This is a genomic window from Duganella zoogloeoides (assembly GCF_034479515.1).
Lineage (GTDB): Bacteria > Pseudomonadota > Gammaproteobacteria > Burkholderiales > Burkholderiaceae_D > Rugamonas > Rugamonas zoogloeoides.
Window position 1 is genome coordinate 4,841,828 of record NZ_CP140152.1, and the last position, 18,708, is coordinate 4,860,535.

At 63.5% G+C, this 18,708-nt stretch carries 15 protein-coding genes; 4 read left to right on the forward strand and 11 right to left on the reverse strand.

Going from position 1 to position 18,708, the window contains the following annotated elements; all coding sequences use genetic code 11:
• Positions 1 to 40: 40 nt before the first annotated feature.
• Both SR858_RS21360 and SR858_RS21365 read right to left on the reverse strand, forming a co-directional pair.
• On the reverse strand, positions 41 to 1,276 hold the full coding sequence (locus SR858_RS21360; RefSeq protein WP_026637231.1) for a M20/M25/M40 family metallo-hydrolase: 1,236 nt from the start codon (positions 1,274 to 1,276) through the stop codon (positions 41 to 43).
• A gap of 11 nt (positions 1,277 to 1,287) precedes the next feature.
• Positions 1,288 to 2,520, reverse strand: a complete 1,233-nt coding sequence (locus SR858_RS21365) for a urate hydroxylase PuuD (protein WP_019921519.1) — start codon at positions 2,518 to 2,520, stop codon at positions 1,288 to 1,290.
• Between the two features lie 123 nt (positions 2,521 to 2,643).
• On the opposite strand from SR858_RS21365, the gene SR858_RS21370 reads away from it, so the two are divergent.
• Both SR858_RS21370 and SR858_RS21375 read left to right on the forward strand, forming a co-directional pair.
• Positions 2,644 to 3,582: a LysR substrate-binding domain-containing protein gene (locus SR858_RS21370; protein WP_019921518.1), complete on the forward strand. Its 939-nt coding sequence runs from the start codon at positions 2,644 to 2,646 to the stop codon at positions 3,580 to 3,582.
• A 101-nt stretch (positions 3,583 to 3,683) separates the two neighbouring features.
• Positions 3,684 to 5,444 carry an allantoate amidohydrolase gene (locus tag SR858_RS21375; RefSeq protein ID WP_019921517.1) on the forward strand — a complete coding sequence of 587 codons (1,761 nt, stop codon included), beginning with the start codon at positions 3,684 to 3,686 and terminating at the stop codon, positions 5,442 to 5,444.
• A 405-nt stretch (positions 5,445 to 5,849) separates the two neighbouring features.
• Here the strand turns inward: SR858_RS21375 and SR858_RS21380 are convergent, their stop codons facing one another.
• Genes SR858_RS21380 through SR858_RS21420 form a run of 9 tightly spaced genes read right to left on the reverse strand, consistent with a single transcriptional unit; the run spans position 5,850 to position 16,341 of the window.
• Complete coding sequence (locus SR858_RS21380; RefSeq protein WP_322533909.1) at positions 5,850 to 6,170, reverse strand: phytanoyl-CoA dioxygenase family protein; 321 nt, start codon at positions 6,168 to 6,170, stop codon at positions 5,850 to 5,852.
• Positions 6,128 to 6,523 carry a phytanoyl-CoA dioxygenase family protein gene (locus SR858_RS21385; RefSeq protein ID WP_322533910.1) on the reverse strand — a complete coding sequence of 132 codons (396 nt, stop codon included), beginning with the start codon at positions 6,521 to 6,523 and terminating at the stop codon, positions 6,128 to 6,130. Before SR858_RS21385 ends, SR858_RS21380 begins: the two co-directional genes overlap by 43 nt.
• Positions 6,524 to 6,552: 29 nt before the next feature.
• Positions 6,553 to 7,788, reverse strand: coding sequence for a Zn-dependent hydrolase (locus SR858_RS21390; protein ID WP_019921516.1), 1,236 nt, complete (start codon positions 7,786 to 7,788; stop codon positions 6,553 to 6,555).
• 2 nt (positions 7,789 to 7,790) lie between these two features.
• Positions 7,791 to 9,188, reverse strand: coding sequence for a dihydropyrimidinase (gene hydA, locus SR858_RS21395; protein ID WP_019921515.1), 1,398 nt, complete (start codon positions 9,186 to 9,188; stop codon positions 7,791 to 7,793).
• A 10-nt stretch (positions 9,189 to 9,198) separates the two neighbouring features.
• On the reverse strand, positions 9,199 to 10,731 hold the full coding sequence (locus SR858_RS21400; RefSeq protein ID WP_084669931.1) for an NCS1 family nucleobase:cation symporter-1: 1,533 nt from the start codon (positions 10,729 to 10,731) through the stop codon (positions 9,199 to 9,201).
• A 34-nt stretch (positions 10,732 to 10,765) separates the two neighbouring features.
• Complete coding sequence (gene preA, locus SR858_RS21405) at positions 10,766 to 12,079, reverse strand: NAD-dependent dihydropyrimidine dehydrogenase subunit PreA (protein WP_019921513.1); 1,314 nt, start codon at positions 12,077 to 12,079, stop codon at positions 10,766 to 10,768.
• Positions 12,072 to 13,448, reverse strand: a complete 1,377-nt coding sequence (locus tag SR858_RS21410) for an NAD(P)-dependent oxidoreductase (RefSeq protein WP_019921512.1) — start codon at positions 13,446 to 13,448, stop codon at positions 12,072 to 12,074. The genes preA and SR858_RS21410 overlap by 8 nt, the downstream gene beginning before the upstream one ends.
• Positions 13,449 to 13,507: 59 nt before the next feature.
• Positions 13,508 to 15,010 carry a CoA-acylating methylmalonate-semialdehyde dehydrogenase gene (locus SR858_RS21415; RefSeq protein ID WP_019921511.1) on the reverse strand — a complete coding sequence of 501 codons (1,503 nt, stop codon included), beginning with the start codon at positions 15,008 to 15,010 and terminating at the stop codon, positions 13,508 to 13,510.
• A gap of 14 nt (positions 15,011 to 15,024) precedes the next feature.
• The gene (locus tag SR858_RS21420) at positions 15,025 to 16,341 is read right to left on the reverse strand and encodes an aspartate aminotransferase family protein (RefSeq protein WP_019921510.1); all 1,317 of its coding nucleotides are present in this window, start codon (positions 16,339 to 16,341) and stop codon (positions 15,025 to 15,027) included.
• A gap of 176 nt (positions 16,342 to 16,517) precedes the next feature.
• On the opposite strand from SR858_RS21420, the gene SR858_RS21425 reads away from it, so the two are divergent.
• Entirely contained in the window at positions 16,518 to 17,978 is a 1,461-nt protein-coding gene (locus SR858_RS21425; protein ID WP_019921509.1) for an aminotransferase-like domain-containing protein, read from the forward strand.
• Between the two features lie 11 nt (positions 17,979 to 17,989).
• Positions 17,990 to 18,658 carry a TetR/AcrR family transcriptional regulator gene (locus SR858_RS21430; RefSeq protein ID WP_019921508.1) on the forward strand — a complete coding sequence of 223 codons (669 nt, stop codon included), beginning with the start codon at positions 17,990 to 17,992 and terminating at the stop codon, positions 18,656 to 18,658.
• Positions 18,659 to 18,708: the final 50 nt, after the last annotated feature.

The following is an 18,708-nucleotide window of genomic DNA, read 5'->3' on the forward strand; positions in this document are numbered from 1 at the left end:
AATTGTGCGGCGGGACCGGTTTCGCGGTGCTTACTTCAATTTACTTTTTGTGCAGGAAGTCGAGCAGCGTGGCGGCCACCACCTTGGTCGCTTTGCGCAAGTCGTCCAGGTTCAGGCGTTCGTCGGCCTTCTTGGCGTTCGATTCGGGCACCGTGCGCGGGCCGGCGCCGTACAGCACGGCCGGAATCCCGTGCTCGCCGTACAGGCGCGCGTCCGCGTACAGCGGCGTGCCCTGGGCGGGAATGGTCTCGCCCAGGTAGGTTTGCGCATTGTGCTGCAGGCTGGCCACCAGCTGCGCGGTACCCGGCAGTTCGCGCAGCGCGTGCGACAGCAGCAGGCGCTTGATGTCGAGCGTGATGCCCGCCTGCCCTGCCACGGCGTTTTCGATCAGCGCGCGCACGTATGCTTCCACCTGCACCGGGTCTTCCTCGGGAATCATGCGGCGGTCGAGCTTGAGCACCACCTTGCCCGGCACGACATTGGTATTGGTGCCGCCGTCGATGCGGCCCACCAGCATGGTCGGCGAGTCGATGCCGGCAATCTGCGACTTGATCTTTTTCAGTTCCGGCAGCTCGTCGTAGATGGCGTTGAGGATGCGGGTGGCCGCCTGCAGCGCGTCGTGGCCCGTCTCCGGCATGGCGCCGTGGCCGGATTTGCCGTGCACCGTCACTTCCAGTTGCAGGCAGGCGTTGTGGGCGGTGACGATGTTGTAGCTGAAGCCCGCCGCGATGACATAATCGGGCCGGGTCAGCTTTTGCTCGAGCAGCCAGCCGGGACCCAGCAGGCCGCCGAATTCCTCGTCGTACGTGAAGTGCAGTTCCAGTGCCCCCGTCAACGGCATGCCCAGCGCTTCCAGTGCGCGGGTGGCGAAAATGTACGTGGCGAAGTCGCACTTGGAGACGGCGGCGGCGCGGCCATAGATAAAACCGTTATCGACCACGCCGCCATACGGTGGATAGGTCCAGTTGTCGCCGGGCGGCACCACGTCGCCGTGGGCATTGAGGGCCACCGTGGGGCCGCCACTGTCGTACGGGCGGCGCACGATCAGGTTGGTAATGGTCTGCATGCCGTAGTCGCGCACCGCCTGCTCGGGCACCGCGTGCTGCTCGGCGGTCCAGCCGTAGGCTTGCACCAGGTTCGCCACCATCTCGGCATGCGGCGCGTTGTTGCCGGGCGGAGTATCGGTGGGGATGCGCAGCAGTTGCTGGAGCACGCCCACCTGCTCATCGAAATGGGCGTCGATCCACTGCGCCAGTTGTGCTTTTTGGTCGTTCATCAGTTCTTCTTTCATTTTGCACCCGATTCATACCAGGCGGCGACTTGCGCGCGTTCGGCGTCGGTCATTTGCGTCAGGTTCGCCAGCGGCATGGCTTTGAGCTGGACCGTCTGCTTGTAGATTTTTTCGGCATTCTGGCGGATTTCCGCCTCGTTCTCGAGCATGATGCCGGCCGGTGCGGCCGCAAAGCCGGCCTGCTTGGGCTGGGCCGCATGGCACGACACGCAGCGGTGGTCGATGATGGTTTTCACTTGCGCGAATTGTTTGGCAGCCGCTTGCGGATCGACCGCCGGCGCAGCCGCCACTGCTGCCGGTCGGCTTGGGGCGATCGCCACGGCCACCGCCGCCAGCAGCGCCAGGCCGATGACCGGATAGCGCCACTCGACGCGGCCCTTGTGGCGCAGGTTGAAGAAGTGGCGAATGAACACGCCGGCCGCCATGATCATTGCCAGCACCAGCCACGAATACTCATGGCGGTAAGTCATCGCGTAATGGTTGCTGATCATGATGAACAGCACCGGCAAGGTGAAGTAGTTATTGTGGACGCTACGCTGCTTGGCCTTCTGGCCGTGCACCGGATCGGGCATGCGGCCGGCCGACATGGCTTCGACCATCTTGCGCTGGCCGGGAATGATCAGCATCAGCACATTGCCCACCATGATGGTGCCGATCAGCGCACCCACGTGGATGTAGGCGGCGCGGCCGCTGAGCACATGGGTGAGGCCATAGGCTGCCGCCACGATCAGCGCGAAGATCACCACGCCGAACCAGAAGTCGTGCTTGCCCAGCGGCGAGCGGCACAGCAGGTCATAGACGGTCCAGCCGACGACCAGGGTGCCGACGCCGATGCCCACCGCCTGCAGGCTGGTGATGTCGGCCACCGACTTGTCGATCATCATGGCCTGGGCGTTGAAGTAATAGGCGATCGTCAGCAGCGCGATGCCGGAGAGCCAGGTGGAATAGGCTTCCCATTTAAACCAGTGCAGCTCCTTCGGCAGTTCGGCCGGCGCCACCAGGTATTTTTGCGGGTTATAAAAGCCGCCGCCGTGCACGGCCCACAGCTCGCCCGACACGCCCTTTTTCGCCAGCTCGGAACCCGGCGCCGGCGGGCGGATCGAGTTATCGAGCCATACGAAATAAAACGATGCGCCGATCCAGGCGATACCGGTGATGACGTGGAGCCAGCGTACCAGGAGGTTGAGCCATTCAAGGCCGTAGGGGACGAGGTACGCAAACAATTCCATGGCTAGTCTTTCAGGTCAGGGCTGTGGCTAATTTACAGAAGATAGCTGCAAATGCTGCAATGCACATGAACTATCGAGTATATTAAACATATCGTATTCCGTATAACCTGAACAAGACTTTTCATGGCCGCTCTGCCACAACACCTGGACCTCCACCTGATCCGCATTTTGTACCTGCTGCTGGTGGAAAAAAACGTCTCGCGGGTGGCGCTCAAACTCAATCAGCCGCAGCCCTCGATTTCGGCCTCGCTGCGCAAGCTGCGCGAGCTGACGGGCGATCCCATCCTGGTGCGCGGCGCCCGTGGCATGGTGCCCACCCAGCATGGCGAGAGCTTGCTGCTGCCGGCCAAGCGCATCCTCGACGAGACCGAAAACCTGTTTTTAAAGAAATCGCCGTTCGTGCCGCAGATCGAAGCGCGCACCTTCCACGTCGCCGCGCCCGATTATCTCGACAGCCAGTTCCTGCCCAATCTTGTTGCGCTTTTACGACGCGGCTCGCCGAACAGCCGCGTCAAAATCCACAGCCTCGGCCCGCGCGTGGACTATGTGCGGCTGCTGTCGGACGGCGACATGGACCTGGTCATCGCCAACTGGGACGAGCCGCCCGAGCATCTGCACATGTCCAAGCTGTTCGAGGACCCGATCACCTGCGTGATGCGCGCCGACTGCCCGTACGCGCTGCGCACGCCCAGCGACGCCATGACGCTCGACGACTACCTGACCCTGCCCCACGTGGCGCCCACCCAGCTGATGCCCGGCTACCTGGGCGTGATCGACGATTTTCTCGACCGCCAGGGCTTGCAGCGCAACGTGGTGGTGGAGTCGGCGTACTTCGGCCTGATCCCCAATATGCTGGCGCAGACCGACCTGGTACTGACCACCGGCCGCCAGTTCGTGCGCCAGTACGAAAAACAGATGCCGCTCAAAACCTACGCGCTGCCCGTAAAATTCCCGGCCATGCGGTTTTACCAGCTCTGGCACGAACGCGTGCACCAGGCGCCCGAGCACAAATGGCTGCGCGAGCAGGTGGCGGCGGCGGCCAAGGGATTGACGCTGAAATAAGCGCGCCTGCTGCATAAATCGTATAACCCGTACCTGCCGCAGCATATGTCACGCCCCCGTCCACGCGCTATCATCAAGCCTCGATAACGGACACCCATGCCATGACCACACTCTCCGAGCTCAATAACTGCGACGCCGCCACCTTCATCGACCGCCTGCGCGGCATCTACGAGCATTCGCCGTGGATCCCCGAGCGTGCCGCTGCCCGGCGTCCGTTCGCCAGCGAGACCGCGCTGAAGCTGGGCTTGCAGGACGTGGTCACGTGCGCCACCCTCGATGAACAACTGGGCCTGATCCGCGAACACCCGGAACTGGCCGGCAAGGCGGCCGTGGCCGGCCAGCTGACCATGGAATCCACCAGCGAACAGGCGGCGTCCGGCCTGCACCTGTGCAGCGCCGAGGAATACGCCTTGCTGCACCAGCTCAACGCCGACTACAACGCCAAATTCGGCTTCCCGTTCATCCTGGCGGTGAAAGGCCCCACCGGCCAAGGCCTCACGCGGCGCCAGGTGATCGCCGCGTTTAGCCGCCGCCTGAAAAACCGCCGGCCCGACGAAATCGCCGAATGCCTGCGCCAGATCAAGCGCATCGCCGAAATCCGCCTGAACGACCTGCTCGGTGTTTCGCTCGACTTCGGCCCCACCATCATGGCGTGGGCCGAAACCATCGCCGCCTGGAGCGACGTCGACGTGGCAGAAGACCAGGACTTCGATCTCACCTGCGCCTACATGACCCCCGCCCACCAGCGCACCGCCGCACAGCTGCGCGACTGGATGACCGAAGCCGGCATGGATGCCCACATCGACGCAGTGGGCAACGTGGTGGGCGTGTACCGCTCCGACGCACCGGACGCCAAGACCCTGATGACCGGTTCCCACTACGACACCGTGCGCAACGGGGGCAAGTACGACGGCCGCCTCGGCATCCTGCTGCCGATCGCCATCGTGCGCCACCTGCACCAGCGCGGCGAGAGGCTGCCGTTCCAGCTGGAAGTGGTGGGCTTCGCGGAAGAAGAAGGCGTGCGCTTCAAGAGCACTTTCCTCGGCAGTAACGCGATCACAGGCCGCTTCGATATGGCGCTGCTCGACCAGGAAGACGCCGACGGCATCACCATGCGCGCAGCGCTGGCCGCCGGCGGCCACGATTTCACCGGCATTCCCGCCATCGCCCGCAAGCGGGAAGACATCCTCGCCTTCGTGGAAGTCCATATCGAACAAGGGCCGGTGCTGCTGCAGCGCGACCTGGCGCTGGGCGTGGTCACGGCAATCGCCGGCAGCTCGCGGTTCCTGGTACAGCTGACCGGCCTGGCCAGCCACGCCGGCACCACGCCGATGGCCATGCGCAAGGATGCCGCTGCCGCTGCCGCAGAGATCGTGCTGCTGGTCGAACAACGCTGCGCGCAAGCGCCGTCGCTGGTCGGCACGGTGGGCCAGCTCGAAGTGCCGGGCGGCTCGGTCAACGTGATCCCGGGCGCCTGCAAACTCTCGCTCGACATCCGCGCCGCCGACGACGCGGTGCGGCTGGCGGCAGTGGCCGATGTCCTCGACGGCATCGCCGCCATCTGCGAGCGGCGCCAGGTGGAATTCGCACTGGAACAGATCGTCGACGCCGCCGCCGCGCCCTGCGCCCCGCACCTGATGGACCAGCTGGGCGCAGCAGTGGAACGCGCCGGCCTGCCGCGCTACGACCTGCTATCGGGAGCCGGCCACGACGCGATGGCAATGGCGGCGATCACCGACGTCGCCATGCTATTTACCCGCTGCGGCAATGGCGGCATCAGCCACAATCCACTGGAGACCATGACGGCCGACGATGCCGATATTGCAGCGCGGGTGCTGCTCGATTTCATCCGCAACTTCTGACCTTCGGGGTCAGTGCCGACATTTGGACACGTGACCTTCGTGACCTTCGGGGTCAGTGCCGACATTTGGACACGAGCTCGACCTCTGTATGCTGAGCCCGTGTCTGAATGTCGGCACTGACCCCCAACTTCCTGACCCCCAACTTCGCTGTATGCTGAGCCCGTGTCTGAATGTCGGCACTGCCCCCCCAACTTCGTGAGCAGGCCTGCTGTGAGGTCCTGCTTTGCCACCGCCTCTCCTCGTAATCGATATACCGAAAAATCGCTGAAATCTTTAATCCACAAAATGTTCTGTGAATGGGCTGTACCGGGGTGATAAGCGGCAAAAAAGACAGCAGCGCAAATGGCCGCCATCCCTGGCAATTGGGGGATGGAATCTCTGGTTCGTTGGCGCCATGCCGTCATGCTAAACCGCATGCTGCCACCGCAAACCGTAAGGCAGCATCCCAGGCCCAAACACAAAGTGCAGAACGCGGCGGCGGCTGGAACCGTTTGCCTTGGATGAAGCGTGCAGCAACAGCGGCCGCAGTATCAAGACCCCACCTTTGCCAACGGTGCAGATAGCTTCTCCGAGATTGTCCCGCGCGTTCAACGCAGCCTGAGCGCCAAGCCTGCCCGCCTGGTGCGAGCCCGGCACCACCTTGAGTGGTCCATCGTCGGCACCGCATTCATCGATGTGGAGCCTCACTGCCACCAGTTCCTGCAAGACCGTTTCAGGCGGCTGCACAAATATCGCGCCATCTTTTCCGACCAGCCCGAAAGCGCCGGGTGGTCGATTTTTTCCCGGACCGGAATGCTCAGGTCCTGGTGTAGCGGAACCAGCCAGTTCTGGTCGCGCGACTTTTCAAAATAGGTGCATTGCACGGCTACCGCGCGCTCGGGCAGCGCCGGCCCAATGAGCGGGTGGAGGCGTATCGTCTGCGCCAACGCCCGGCACCAGGGCATCTCCAGCATGCTGCGCGCACCCGTGCCTTCGCTTATGGCCTGCCCAAGCGAAGCCGAAATGCTCGCACACGCGGTTTCATCGAGCACATCTGCGACGATCGCAAAGCCATCGTCTTCAAAGCGGGTTGTGTACATGGGATTTCGCAGTCGCGCAAGCCGCGGGATTACACTACTCCCGCCCGCTCCAGCATCGCATGCAGCAGCACATTGCACCCTGCCTCCAGGTGCTCCGGCTTGGCGTCCTCGATCTCGTTGTGGCTGATGCCATCCTTGCACGGCACGAAAATCATGCCCGATGGCGCCAGCCGGGCGGCGTAGATGGCGTCGTGGCCGGCGCCCGAGACCACGTCCATGGTGGAGAAACCCAGCTTGGCGGTGGCGTTGCGCACCGCGTCCACGCAGTCGGGGTGGAACGGGCATGGCGGGTAGTACGACACGCGTTCGAGCGCGATGGTCAAGCCGGTGTCGCTCTGGGTCTTGTCGATGAAGGCCAGCAGCTCGCCGTGCATGGTGTTGAGCAGTTCGTCGTTGACGTTGCGCAGGTCGATGCTGAATTTGACTTCGCCGGGGATCACGTTGCGGCTGTTGGGGAACACCTGCACCATGCCCACCGTGCCACGGCCGTATGGCGGGTAGCGGTTGGCGATCGCCACCACTTCCTGCATGATCACGGTGGACACCTGCAAGGCATCGCGGCGCAATCCCATCGGCGTGGGGCCGGCGTGGGCTTCCATGCCGGTGACCACGCAGTCGTACCACGACAGTCCCATCACGGCCGGCACTACCCCGATCACCTTATCCGCGTCTTCCAGCACCGGGCCTTGCTCGATATGCGTTTCGAAGTAGGCGCCGATCGGATGCTGGCCCGGCACCTGGTCGCCCTTGTAGCCGATGCGTTCGAGTTCTTCGCCCACGGTTTTGCCGTCGGTGTCCTTGGCGGCATACGCGGTCTCCAGGCTGAAGGCGCCGCAGAAGACGCCGGAACCCATCATCACCGGCACGAAGCGCGAGCCTTCCTCGTTGGTCCAGAAGGCCACCTCGATCGGCGCCTCGGTCTTGATGTTCATGTCGTTCAGGGTACGCACCACTTCCAGGCCGGCCAGCACGCCGTAGTTGCCATCGAACTTGCCGCCCGTGGGCTGGGTGTCGATATGGCTGCCGGTCATCACCGGCGGCAGCGCGTTGTTGGTGCCGTCGCGGCGCATGAACACGTTGCCGATCTGGTCGATCGTGATCGACATCCCTGCTTCGCGGCCCCATTTGACCACCAGGTCGCGGCCCTGCTTGTCCAGGTCCGTCAACGCCAGGCGCTTGACGCCGCCCTTGGCGGTGGCGCCGATTTGTGCCAGTTCCATCAGCGCCGCCCACAGGCGGTCGCCATTGATGCGCAGTTCAGTCATGGTCAAAGTCCTCGTGTGGATGCTGTGAAGGCGGGACGGTCGATGTGGCGGCCAGCGCCCTCCACTGCCATCAGTTCGCCGCGATGGAATACCACGTTGCCCGCCGCCAACGTGGTCGACGGGATACCCTTGACGGTGCGCCCCTCGAACACATTGAAGCCGCCCTTGGCAAACTGGGTTTTGGCTGAAATAGTGCGGGTACCTTGCGGGTCCCACACCACGATGTCGGCGTCCGCACCCACGGCAATGACGCCCTTGCGCGGGTAGATGTTGAAGATCTGTGCAGCGTTGGTGGAAGTCACGCGCACGAATTCCGATGGCGTGAGCACGCCGGTATTCACGCCCGCATCCCACACCACCGACATGCGGTCTTCCACGCCGCCGCAGCCGTTCGGGATCTTGGTAAAGTCGTCCTTGCCGGCCGCTTTTTGTTCGGCGCAGAACGTGCAATGGTCGGTGGCCGTCGTGTGCAGGTTGCCGCTTTGCAGGCCGTTCCACAACGCTTTCTGATGGTGCTTGCTGCGAAACGGCGGGCTCATCACGTGGCCGGCCGCAAATTCAAGATCCTCGCTCTGGTACACGCTGTCGTCGATCACCAGGTGGCCGGCCAATGCTTCGCCGTACACGCGCTGGCCGTGAGACCGCGCACGCGTGATGGCGTCCAGCGACTCTTCGCACGACACGTGGACGATGTACACCGGCGTGTTCAACACGTTGGCAATCGCAATCGCGCGGTTGGCAGCTTCCGCTTCCACGGCAGGTGGGCGTGACAGCGGATGCGAGCTGGGACCGGTCAGGCCCTTCCTCAGTAAATCCTGCTGCAGCTGGTAGACCAGCTCACCGTTCTCCGCATGCACGGTGGGAATCGCACCGAGTTCGAGCGAGCGGCGAAAGCTTTTCACCAGCGTCTCGTCGTCGGCCATGATGGCGTTCTTGTACGCCATGAAGTGCTTGAAACTGTTGACGCCATGGTCGCGCACCAGGATGCCCATGTCGCGGTGCACGGTGTCGTCCCACCACGTGATCGCCACGTGGAAGGTGTAGTCGCCGGCCGACTTGGCCGACCACTGGCGCCACTGATGGTACGCCTCGATCAGGTTCTGCCCCGGCGCGGGGATGACGAAGTCCATGATGGTGGTGGTGCCGCCGGCCAGGCCCGCTGCCGTACCGGTGAAAAAATCGTCGGACGTGACGGTGCCCATGAACGGCAGGTTCATGTGGGTGTGGGTGTCGATCCCGCCCGGCATCACGTACTGGCCAGTGGCGTCGATCACCTTGGCCGATGCCGGGGCGTCGAGGTTCTCGCCCACGGCCACGATCTTGTCGCCGTAGCACAGCACATCGGCGCGGAAAGCGCGGTCGGCGTTGACGACGGTGCCGCCACGGATAATGGTAGTCATTGCAGTCTCCTTAGGGGTGGACCGGCGCGCCGACGGCGGGCACGGTTTTCCCCTTCATCATGATCCCGTACACCACGGCGGAGATGGCAACGCCAACAAACCACGCGTAGGTATAGATCGTTTTAAAACCGTCGCCCACGTCTGGGAACGACGCCGGGAACGCAGCATTGAGGAAGCCGGGAATGTTGGGCAGCACGCCGACGATGAACGCCACCAGCGCCGCCATGTTCCAGCCGTTGTTGTACGAGTACTGGCCGCGTTCGCGGTACAGCTCCGCCACATCGAGTTCCGTCTTGCGCACCAGGTAGTAGTCCACGATCAGGATGCCGGCAATGGGGCCGAGCAGCGCCGAATAGCCGATCAGCCAGGTGAACACATAGCCTTGCGTGGATTCCAGTATCTTCCACGGCATCATGACGATGGCAATCGCCGCTGTCAGGTAACCGCCGGTGCGGTACGTGATGCGCTTGGGCGCCAGCGCCGAGAAATCGTACGCCGGTCCCACCAGGTTGGCGGCCAGGTTGACCGACACCGTGTCGATCAAGAGGATGATCAGCGCCACCAGCACGGCCACGCCGGTCATGCGGCTGGCCAGGTCCACCGGGTCCCAGATCGCCTTGCCGTACAAGACCACCGTGGCCGACGTGACGATCACCGCCATCATCGACAGCAGCGCCATCGGCACCGGCAGGCCCACGGTTTGCCCCACCACCTGGTCGCGCTGGGTTTTGGCAAAGCGGGTGAAGTCGGGAATGTTCAATGCCAGCGTGGCCCAGAAGCCCACCATGGCAGTGAGCGATGGCCAGAACACGGACCAGAACTGGCCGGCCTTTTTACCGCCCTCCACGAACTGCGATGGCGCCGACAGCAGGTCGCCGAAGCCGCCAGCCTTGTTGTGCACCCATGCCAGCAGCACGAAGCAGATCAGGATTTTCAGCGGTGCGGTATAGGTTTCCAGTTTGCGGATCGACTCCATGCCGTGCACGATGTAATACAGCTGGATGGCCCAGAAGCCCAGGAAGCACAGCAGCTGCGCAGCGTTGATGCCCAACACCGCGATCTTGTCGCCGCCGATCTCGCCGCCCATCAACACACCGAGCAAGGTGTAGATCATCTGGCCGCCGAACCAGGTTTGAATGCCGTACCAGCCGCAGGCGACGATGGCACGCATCAGTGCCGGCAGCTTGGCGCCGGCGGTGCCGAACGACGCCCGCGCCAGCACTGCGTACGGAATGCCGAACTTGGTGCCCGCGTGGCCGATCAACAGCATCGGCAGCAGCACGATGGCGTTGGCGAGGAAGACCGTGAGCACCGCCTGCCAGCCGGACATGCCGCCTTCGATCAGGCTGGCCGACAGCGTGTACGCCGGAATGCACATCACCATGCCCACCCACAGAGCGGCAAAGTGGTACCAGCGCCACGTACGCTGCGCGGCGGTGGTGGGCGCCAGGTCTTCGTTCCACAGTTGCGGGCTGACGGGAAGTTCACTGTTATTCACGGGACGGTCTCCAAGGGTTGACGGGCATGCAGCATCGGGTAACATCCTGCAAACGTTGCAAGTTTCGTACCCAGTACACCTACACTGCTGCCACCGTCTCTTCCACCGCTTTTACTGCAGCCACGTTCTCCGCGCGCGGGTTGCGCGGGTCCTGGGTCCAGTTCATGTATGGCTTGCCGGTCTTCTGCGGCACCATCGTGATGCAGCCCTGCACCGGGCAGGTGATCTCGCACAGATTGCAGCCCACGCACTCGTCCTTGATCACCTCGTAAGTGCGCACGCCGGCAACGTCGATCAGCTGGCTGATCGACTGGTGCGACGTGTCTTCGCACGCCACGTAGCAGCGGCCGCACTTGATGCAGTCGTCCTGGTTGATCTGGGCAATGACCTGGTAGTTCATGTTCAGGTATTTCCAGTCGGTGGTGTTGGGCACGGCCTTGCCCACGAAGTCGCTCACCTTCGTGTAACCCTTCTGATCCATCCAGCGCGACAGGCCATCCTTCATCTCTTCGACGATGCGGAAACCATGCAGCATGGCGGCCGTGCACACCTGCACGCAGCCCGAACCGAGCGCCATGAACTCGGCCGCGTCGCGCCAGTTGCCGATGCCGCCGATGCCGGAAATCGGCAAGCCTTGCGTGGCCGGATCGCGGGCGATTTCCGCCACCATGTTCAGTGCAATCGGCTTGACCGCCGTGCCGCAATAACCGCCGTGGGTGCTGGCGCCGCCCACCACCGGGAACGCCACCATCTGGTCCAGGTCCAGGTGCGTGATCGAGTTGATGGTGTTGATCAGCGAGACCGCATCGGCCCCGCCAGCCTTGGCGGCACGGGCCGGCGCGCGCACGTCGGTGATGTTGGGCGTGAGCTTGACGATGACCGGCAGCTTGCTGTGCGTCTTGCACCAGCGCGTCACCATTTCCACGTATTCCGGCACCTGACCCACGGCCGCGCCCATGCCGCGTTCCGGCATGCCGTGCGGGCAGCCGAAATTGAGTTCGATGCCGTCGGCGCCGGTCGCTTCCACCAGCGGCAGGATGTCGGCCCACAGCTTTTCTTCGCACGGCAGCATCAGCGAGACGATGATCACGCGGTCAGGCCAGTCCTTTTTCACCTGCGTGATTTCCTGCAGATTGATCTCGAGCGAACGGTCGGTAATCAGTTCGATGTTGTTAAAGCCGATCACCTCGCGGTTCTTGCCGTACAAGGCGGAATAGCGCGACGAAACGTTGACGGCGGCCGGGTCTTCCCCCAGAGTTTTCCACACCACGCCGCCCCAGCCGGCCTCGAAGGCGCGCACCACGTTGTAGGCCTTGTCGGTGGGCGGCGCGGAGGCGAGCCAGAACGGATTGACCGATTTAATGCCGCAAAATTCGATGCTCAGGTCAGCCATGTGCGGCCTCCATTTCAGGGTTGATATCGCTGTGGATGGCGTGGGCCGCCAGCTTGCCGTGTTGTACCGCCTGCACCGTCAAATCCTGGCCCGGCGCCACGCAGTCGCCGCCGGCGTAAATCTTCGGCAGCACGGTGCGGAACTGGTCATCGACATAAATCTTGTCGCCGTCGCGCTTGAGCGTGGACGCCAGCGGATCGCTGATGCTGGCCACATCCATGCCCTGGCCGATGGCCTTGAAGATGGCGTCGGCCGCAATCTCGAACGTTTCGCCGGTGCCCGTCAAACGGCCGCCGACATCGGTGGTGCGCTCGAAGCGCATGCCGCGCACGCGGCCCGCGTCGTCCAGCAGCACCTGCTGCGGCTGCGCCCATGTGCGCATGCGCACCTGGTTGTCCTTGGCGATGTGCTGTTCATGTTCGGTCGCGCTCATCGCTTCGAAACCCCGGCGGTACACCAGCGTCACTTCCTCCGCGCCCAGGCGCTGGATCTGCACCGCCATGTCGATGGCCGTGTTGCCGGCGCCGATGACGATGGCGCGCGATGGCAGTGGTAGCGCGGCCAGGTCGCTGGCCTGGCGCAGTTCGGCGATGTAGTCCACCGCCGCCAGCAGGCCCGGCGCATCCTCCCCGGTCAGGCCCAATTGCTTGCTGGCGCCCAGGCCCAGGCCGAGGAACACGGCGTCGTACTGCGCATGTAAATCTTTCAGTTGCAGGTTGGCGCCGAGCTTCTGGCCATGGCGGATCTCGATGCCGCCGATCTCGAGCAGGAAGTTCACTTCCTTCTGCGCGAAGTTGTCGGTGAGCTTGTACTTGGCGATGCCGTATTCGTTGAGGCCTCCCGATTTTTCCTGCGCCTCGAACACCACCACGTCGTTGCCCAACATGGCCAGGCGGTGCGCGCACGACAGCCCCGCCGGTCCGGCGCCCACCACGGCAACGGTTTTGCCGGTGGATGCGGCGCGCGCAAACGGGTGATTGGAGAGCGCCATATTGTCGATCGCGTAGCGTTGCAGCAGGCCGATTTTGACCGGCTGCCCTTCCGCGTCGTGGTTGCGCACGCAGGCGTCTTCGCACAGGATTTCGGTAGGGCAGACGCGCGCGCAGCTGCCGCCAAAAATGTTTTGCTTGAGGATGCCGGTGGCCGCGCCGTTGATGTTTTCATCGTGGATATTGCGGATGAAACTGGCGACGTCGATGCCGGTCGGGCAGATGCGCGTGCAGGGTGCATCGTAGCAGTACAGGCAGCGCGCACTTTCGATGGCAGCCTGGCGCGCATTGAGCGCGGGCGCCAGGTCGGTGAAGTGGGAAGCCAATTGGGCATTGGCTTGCTTTGGATGCGGCATGTAGTTCAGAGATTCGATCATCATTCTTTTTTCCTGGCGATAGACAGCGATAGCTTGGTGAACATGATGCTGAAGGCGGGGCCTTATTTCATCTGAGGGAATGCAAATTCCGCGCCAGCAGTCGAGGTATTCGGCCAGCGTTCCATCACCGCTTTATGGCGCGTGTAAAAGCGCACGCCTTCGGGTCCGTAAGCGTGATGATCGCCGAACAAACTGCGCTTCCAGCCGCCGAAACTATTGAATGCCATTGGCACCGGCAGCGGCACGTTGACGCCCACCATGCCCACCTGGATTTGCCGCACGAACTCGCGCGCGGTGCCGCCATCGCGCGTATAGATCGCCACGCCGTTGCCGTACTCGTTGCGGTTGATCAGCTCCACCGCGCTGCCCACGTCGGGCAGGCGCACGATGCACAGCACGGGGCCGAAAATCTCTTCCTTGTAGATGCTCATGTCCGGCGTGACATGATCGAATAATGTACCGCCGATGAAGAAGCCGTTCTCGCGTTCGGGCACCACGTGGTTGCGGCCATCGACCACTAATTTGGCGCCCTGCTCGACGCCTTCGCCGATCAGTTTCTCTATACGCTGCTTGGCCGCGCTGGAAACCACGGGCCCCATTTCGGCGTCATGCGCCATACCGTCGCGCACTTTCAGTGCGGCCGTGCGCTGTGCCAGTGCATCGATGATTTTGTCGCCGGCGTCACCCACCGCCACCACCACGGAAATGGCCATGCAACGCTCGCCGGCGGAACCAAATGCTGCGCCCATCAGCGCATCGACCGTCATGTCCATGTCGGCATCGGGCATGACCACCATGTGATTTTTGGCGCCGCCCAAGGCCTGAACGCGCTTGCCCGCAGCGCAGCCGCGCGCGTAAATATATTCGGCAATCGGCGTGCTGCCGACAAAGCTCAAGGCCTGAATCGAAGGGTGATCGAGCAGCGCATCGACCGCCAGTTTATCGCCCTGCACCACGTTGAACACGCCGTCCGGCAGGCCCGCTTCTTTCAGCAGTTTGGCGTGCAGGAGCGACGCCGACGGATCGCGTTCGGACGGCTTTAGAATAAAGGTGTTGCCGCAGGCGATGGCCAGCGGGAACATCCACATCGGCACCATCACCGGGAAGTTGAATGGCGTGATGCCGGCCACCACGCCGAGCGGCTGGCGCACCGACCACGCATCGATGCCGCGCGAAATCTGTTCGGTGAATTCACCCTTGAGCATTTGCGGAATGCCGACCGCGAACTCCACCATCTCGATGCCGCGCGCCACTTCGCCCTGGGCGTCGGCAAAGGTCTTGCCGTGTTCGAGCGTGACCACGGCCGCGAAGTCGTCCACGTGCTGCTGGCACAGTTGCAGGTATTTGAAGAGCACGCGGGCGCGCGTCAGCGGCGGCGTGGCCGACCACGATGGAAATGCCGCTTCTGCTGCGCGCACTGCGGCATCCACTTCTTCCCCGCTGGCCAGCGCCACGCGCGCGACCGGTTCGCCCAGCGCCGGGTTGAAAACATCGGCGTAACGACCGGAAGCGGTGTCCTGTTTGGCGCCGTTGATGAAGTGGGTGATGGTGTCAAGTTGGTTCATGTCGTTAGTCCGCTTCAATCGAGGTTTTTCAAAATCGTGGCCAGCTTGCCGAACAACTCGTCGACGTGTTTTTTCTCGAGCACCAGCGGCGGCGAGAGCGCGATGATGTCGCCGGTCACGCGGATCAACACGCCGTCCGCAAAGGCCTGCTTGAACGCGGCAAACGCGCGCGCGCCGGGCTTGCCCGCAATCGGCGCCAGTTCGATGCCGGCCACCAGGCCGATAGTGCGGATGTCGATCACGTGCGGCAGGCCCTTGAGCGAATGCACGGCGTCGGTCCAGTACTCGACCATGCCGGCCGCGTGGCCGAGAATGTCCTGTTCCTTGAACACTTCCAGCGTGGCCAGCGAGGCCGCGCAGGCGACCGGGTGGCCGGAATACGTATAGCCGTGGAACAGTTCAATGCCCGGCGGCGCATCCATGAAGGCGTCGTGGATGTGCTGCTTGCTGAACACCGCGCCCATCGGAATGGTGCCGTTGGTGAGGCCCTTGGCGGTGGTCATCAGGTCCGGTTCGACGTCGAAGTAGTCGGCCGCAAACGGCGTCGCCAGGCGGCCGAAGCCGGTGATCACTTCATCGAAGATCAACAGGATGCCGTGCTTGGTGCACAGCTCGCGCAAGCGCTTCAGGTAGCCCTTGGGTGGCACCAGCACGCCGGTGGAACCGGCCACCGGCTCCACGATCACGGCAGCGATGGTGGACGCGTCGTGCAGCGTGACGATGCGCTCCAGCTCGTCGGCCAGCTCGAAACCGTGTTCCGGCTCACCGCGCGTGTATGCGTTTTTCTCGAGATTGTGCGTATGCGGCAGGTGATCGACGCCGGGCAGCATCACGCCGTACGGCTTGCGGTTGCCGGCGATGCCGCCGACCGAAATGCCGCCGAAGCCCACGCCGTGGTAGCCGCGTTCGCGGCCGATCAGGCGGGTGCGGCCAGCCTCGCCGCGCGCGCGGTGGTAGGCCAGCGCCATCTTCAGCGCGGTGTCCACGGCCTCGGAACCGGAGTTGGTATAGAACACGTGGCCGAAGCGGTGGCTGGTGTAGTCCATCAGCTTGTCGGCCAGTTCGAACGCGGCCGGGTGGCCCATCTGGAAAGTGGGGGCGAAGTCGAGCTGGCCCACCATTTCGCGCACGGCCGCGACGATCTTCGGCTGGGCGTGGCCGCACGGTACGCACCACAGGCCGGCCGTGCCGTCGAGGATGCTGTTGCCATCGACATCCTTGTAGTACATGCCTTCGGCGGAGACCAGCAGGCGCGGGTTAGCCTTGAAATCGCGGTTATTGGTAAATGGCATCCAGAACGATGCCATCGAGTCGGGGCGGGACAGATTCATGCATATCTCCATGAAGGTTTTTGACGACCCGTAAAAAAATTTTACAAGTGGCAAAACGATGATGCAATAATAGTCAGCGATATAACTATGGCACATATACACAGACGGTAAAACAGTCCAACCGTATCGGTGGTAAAAACAGTACAGTTTCGCTTTGGCTAGCGAGGAACGCAACGATGGAATCGGAAAGCACTGCGATGGATCAAGCCGACTGTGCGGCCGAGTGGCCGGTACTGGTCATAGAGCGCAGCAAGAAGGGCAGCCTGGTCGAGCAGATCGTGGCCGCGATTGCCGCCATGGTGGGCCGCCGCGAGTTGCGCATCGGCACTAAAATGCCGTCGGTCAGGCAGTTTGCCAAGTGTAATGGCATCAGTACCTTTACAGTTGTGGAGTCGTACGACCGCCTGGTCACGCTGGGGCTGCTGATGTCGCGCCGTGGTTCCGGCTACTTTGTCGCGCGCCAGGACTTGCCGCCGGCCATGACGCCAATGGCCATGCACACCATGCCCACCGCCATCGACTCGCTCACGCCGGACCTGTATTCGGGCGTCTCCGAGGCGCTGGCGGCCGGCGTGGGCTGGCTGCCGCCCGAGTGGTACGGCGACGACACCGTGCTCGACGCCGTGCGCCATGCGATGCGCATTCCGTCCAACCGCTTGCGCGGCTACGGCCACTCGATGGGCTTTCCCACGCTGCGCCATCACCTCGCCGCCACCCTCAGCGACGACCTGTTCCCGGTCGATCCCGAGCAGATCCTGCTCACCCACGGCGCCACCCATGCGTTCGACCTGATCCTGCGCACCCTCACCCGCCCCGGCGACACGGTGTTTGTCGAAGATCCTGGCTACAGCAACCTGCACTCGCTGATCCTGCACCACGGCTGCATCGCGGTCGGCATTCCGCGCGGCGAGCACGGTATCGATGTCGAGCTGCTGGCGCGCCAGGCCGCCCTTACCCAGCCCAAGCTCATGTTCGTCAACACGGTGCTGCAAAACCCGCTGGGCACGTCCCTGAGCGCCGCGCAGGCGCACCGGCTGCTGGCCCTGGCCGAGCAGTTCGATTTCTGGCTGGTGGAGGACGATATCTACCGCGAGCTGGCGCAGCGCGGCGAGGCCTCGCTGGCAGCGATGGATGGCCTGCGGCGGGTGATCCGCGTGGGCAGCTTTTCCAAGACGCTGTCGCCGGTGCTGCGGGTGGGATCGATCTGTGCGTCCGCCTCGCTGCTGCCCGAGCTGCTGCGCGTGAAAATGCTGGCCGGGCTGACCACGTCCGAGATCAACGAGCGCGCCGTGTACCACGCCATCAGCGCGCGGCCGTATAAACGCATGGTGGACAAGCTGGTGGCGCAGCTCGAATCAGGGCGCGAGCGCACCATCGAGAGCCTGCGCAGCGCGGGCATGACGCCGCTGGCCAAGCCGCGCGGCGGCATGTTCGTCTCGGCCGGCTGGGATGCAGCGCCGCGCCCCGACTGGAACGGCAAGACCATCGCCGATGCGGCGCTCAAGGCCGGCATCCTGCTCTCGCCGTGCGATTTCTTCATGCTGCGACCGCCCGAGTCGGTCTGGTTCCGCTTCAACGTCGCCTACAGCAACCACCCGCAACTGCTGGACTTCCTGCAGTCGGTCCGTCCTGCCTGAAAGAGCTGAACATGTCGATCGTCAAACTGCCAGCAACACCACGGATCAAACGCCGCGTCATCAACCGCGACAAGCTCGAAGCCGACATCGTAGTCGTGGCGGTACGCGTGTTTGCCGAAAGCGGCTACGAGGGCGCATCGATCGCCACCATTGCCGACCGGGCCGGCCTGTCGAAGCAGAACCTGATGTACTACTTCCCCACCAAGCAGGCCCTGTACGAGCGCGTGCTCGATGATGTGCTCGACGACTGGCTGGAACGGATGGACAGCCTGGCGGCCGGCGACCAGGAGCCGCAGGCGGTGCTGCGCGCCTATGTGCAGGCCAAGCTGAAGTTTTCGCGCGAGCAGCCGTGGGCGTCGCGCGTGTATGCGATGGAGGTGATCGGCGGCGCCCAGTTATACGGCGCCCAGATCCAGCGCCGCGTGGTGCCGCTGCTGCGCAAGGATATCGCGGTGTTCGAGCAGTGGATCGCGGCGGGCAAGATCGCCCCGGTCAACGCCACCCACCTGCTGTTCGCGATCTGGGCCATGACTCAGTCCTACGCCGACTTCGCGCCGCAGATGGCGCTGGTGCTGAACCGCAAGCAGCTCGGCAAAAAGGATTTCGACGACGCCGAACAGCTGATCGTCGATATGGTATTGGCGGCGGTTGGAGTGCCCCTGGTATCCAGGAGCGCCTGAAAACCGCCCAGGGCAAGGCGCTGCAACGCCGCCATCAGCGTTCGGTCAGA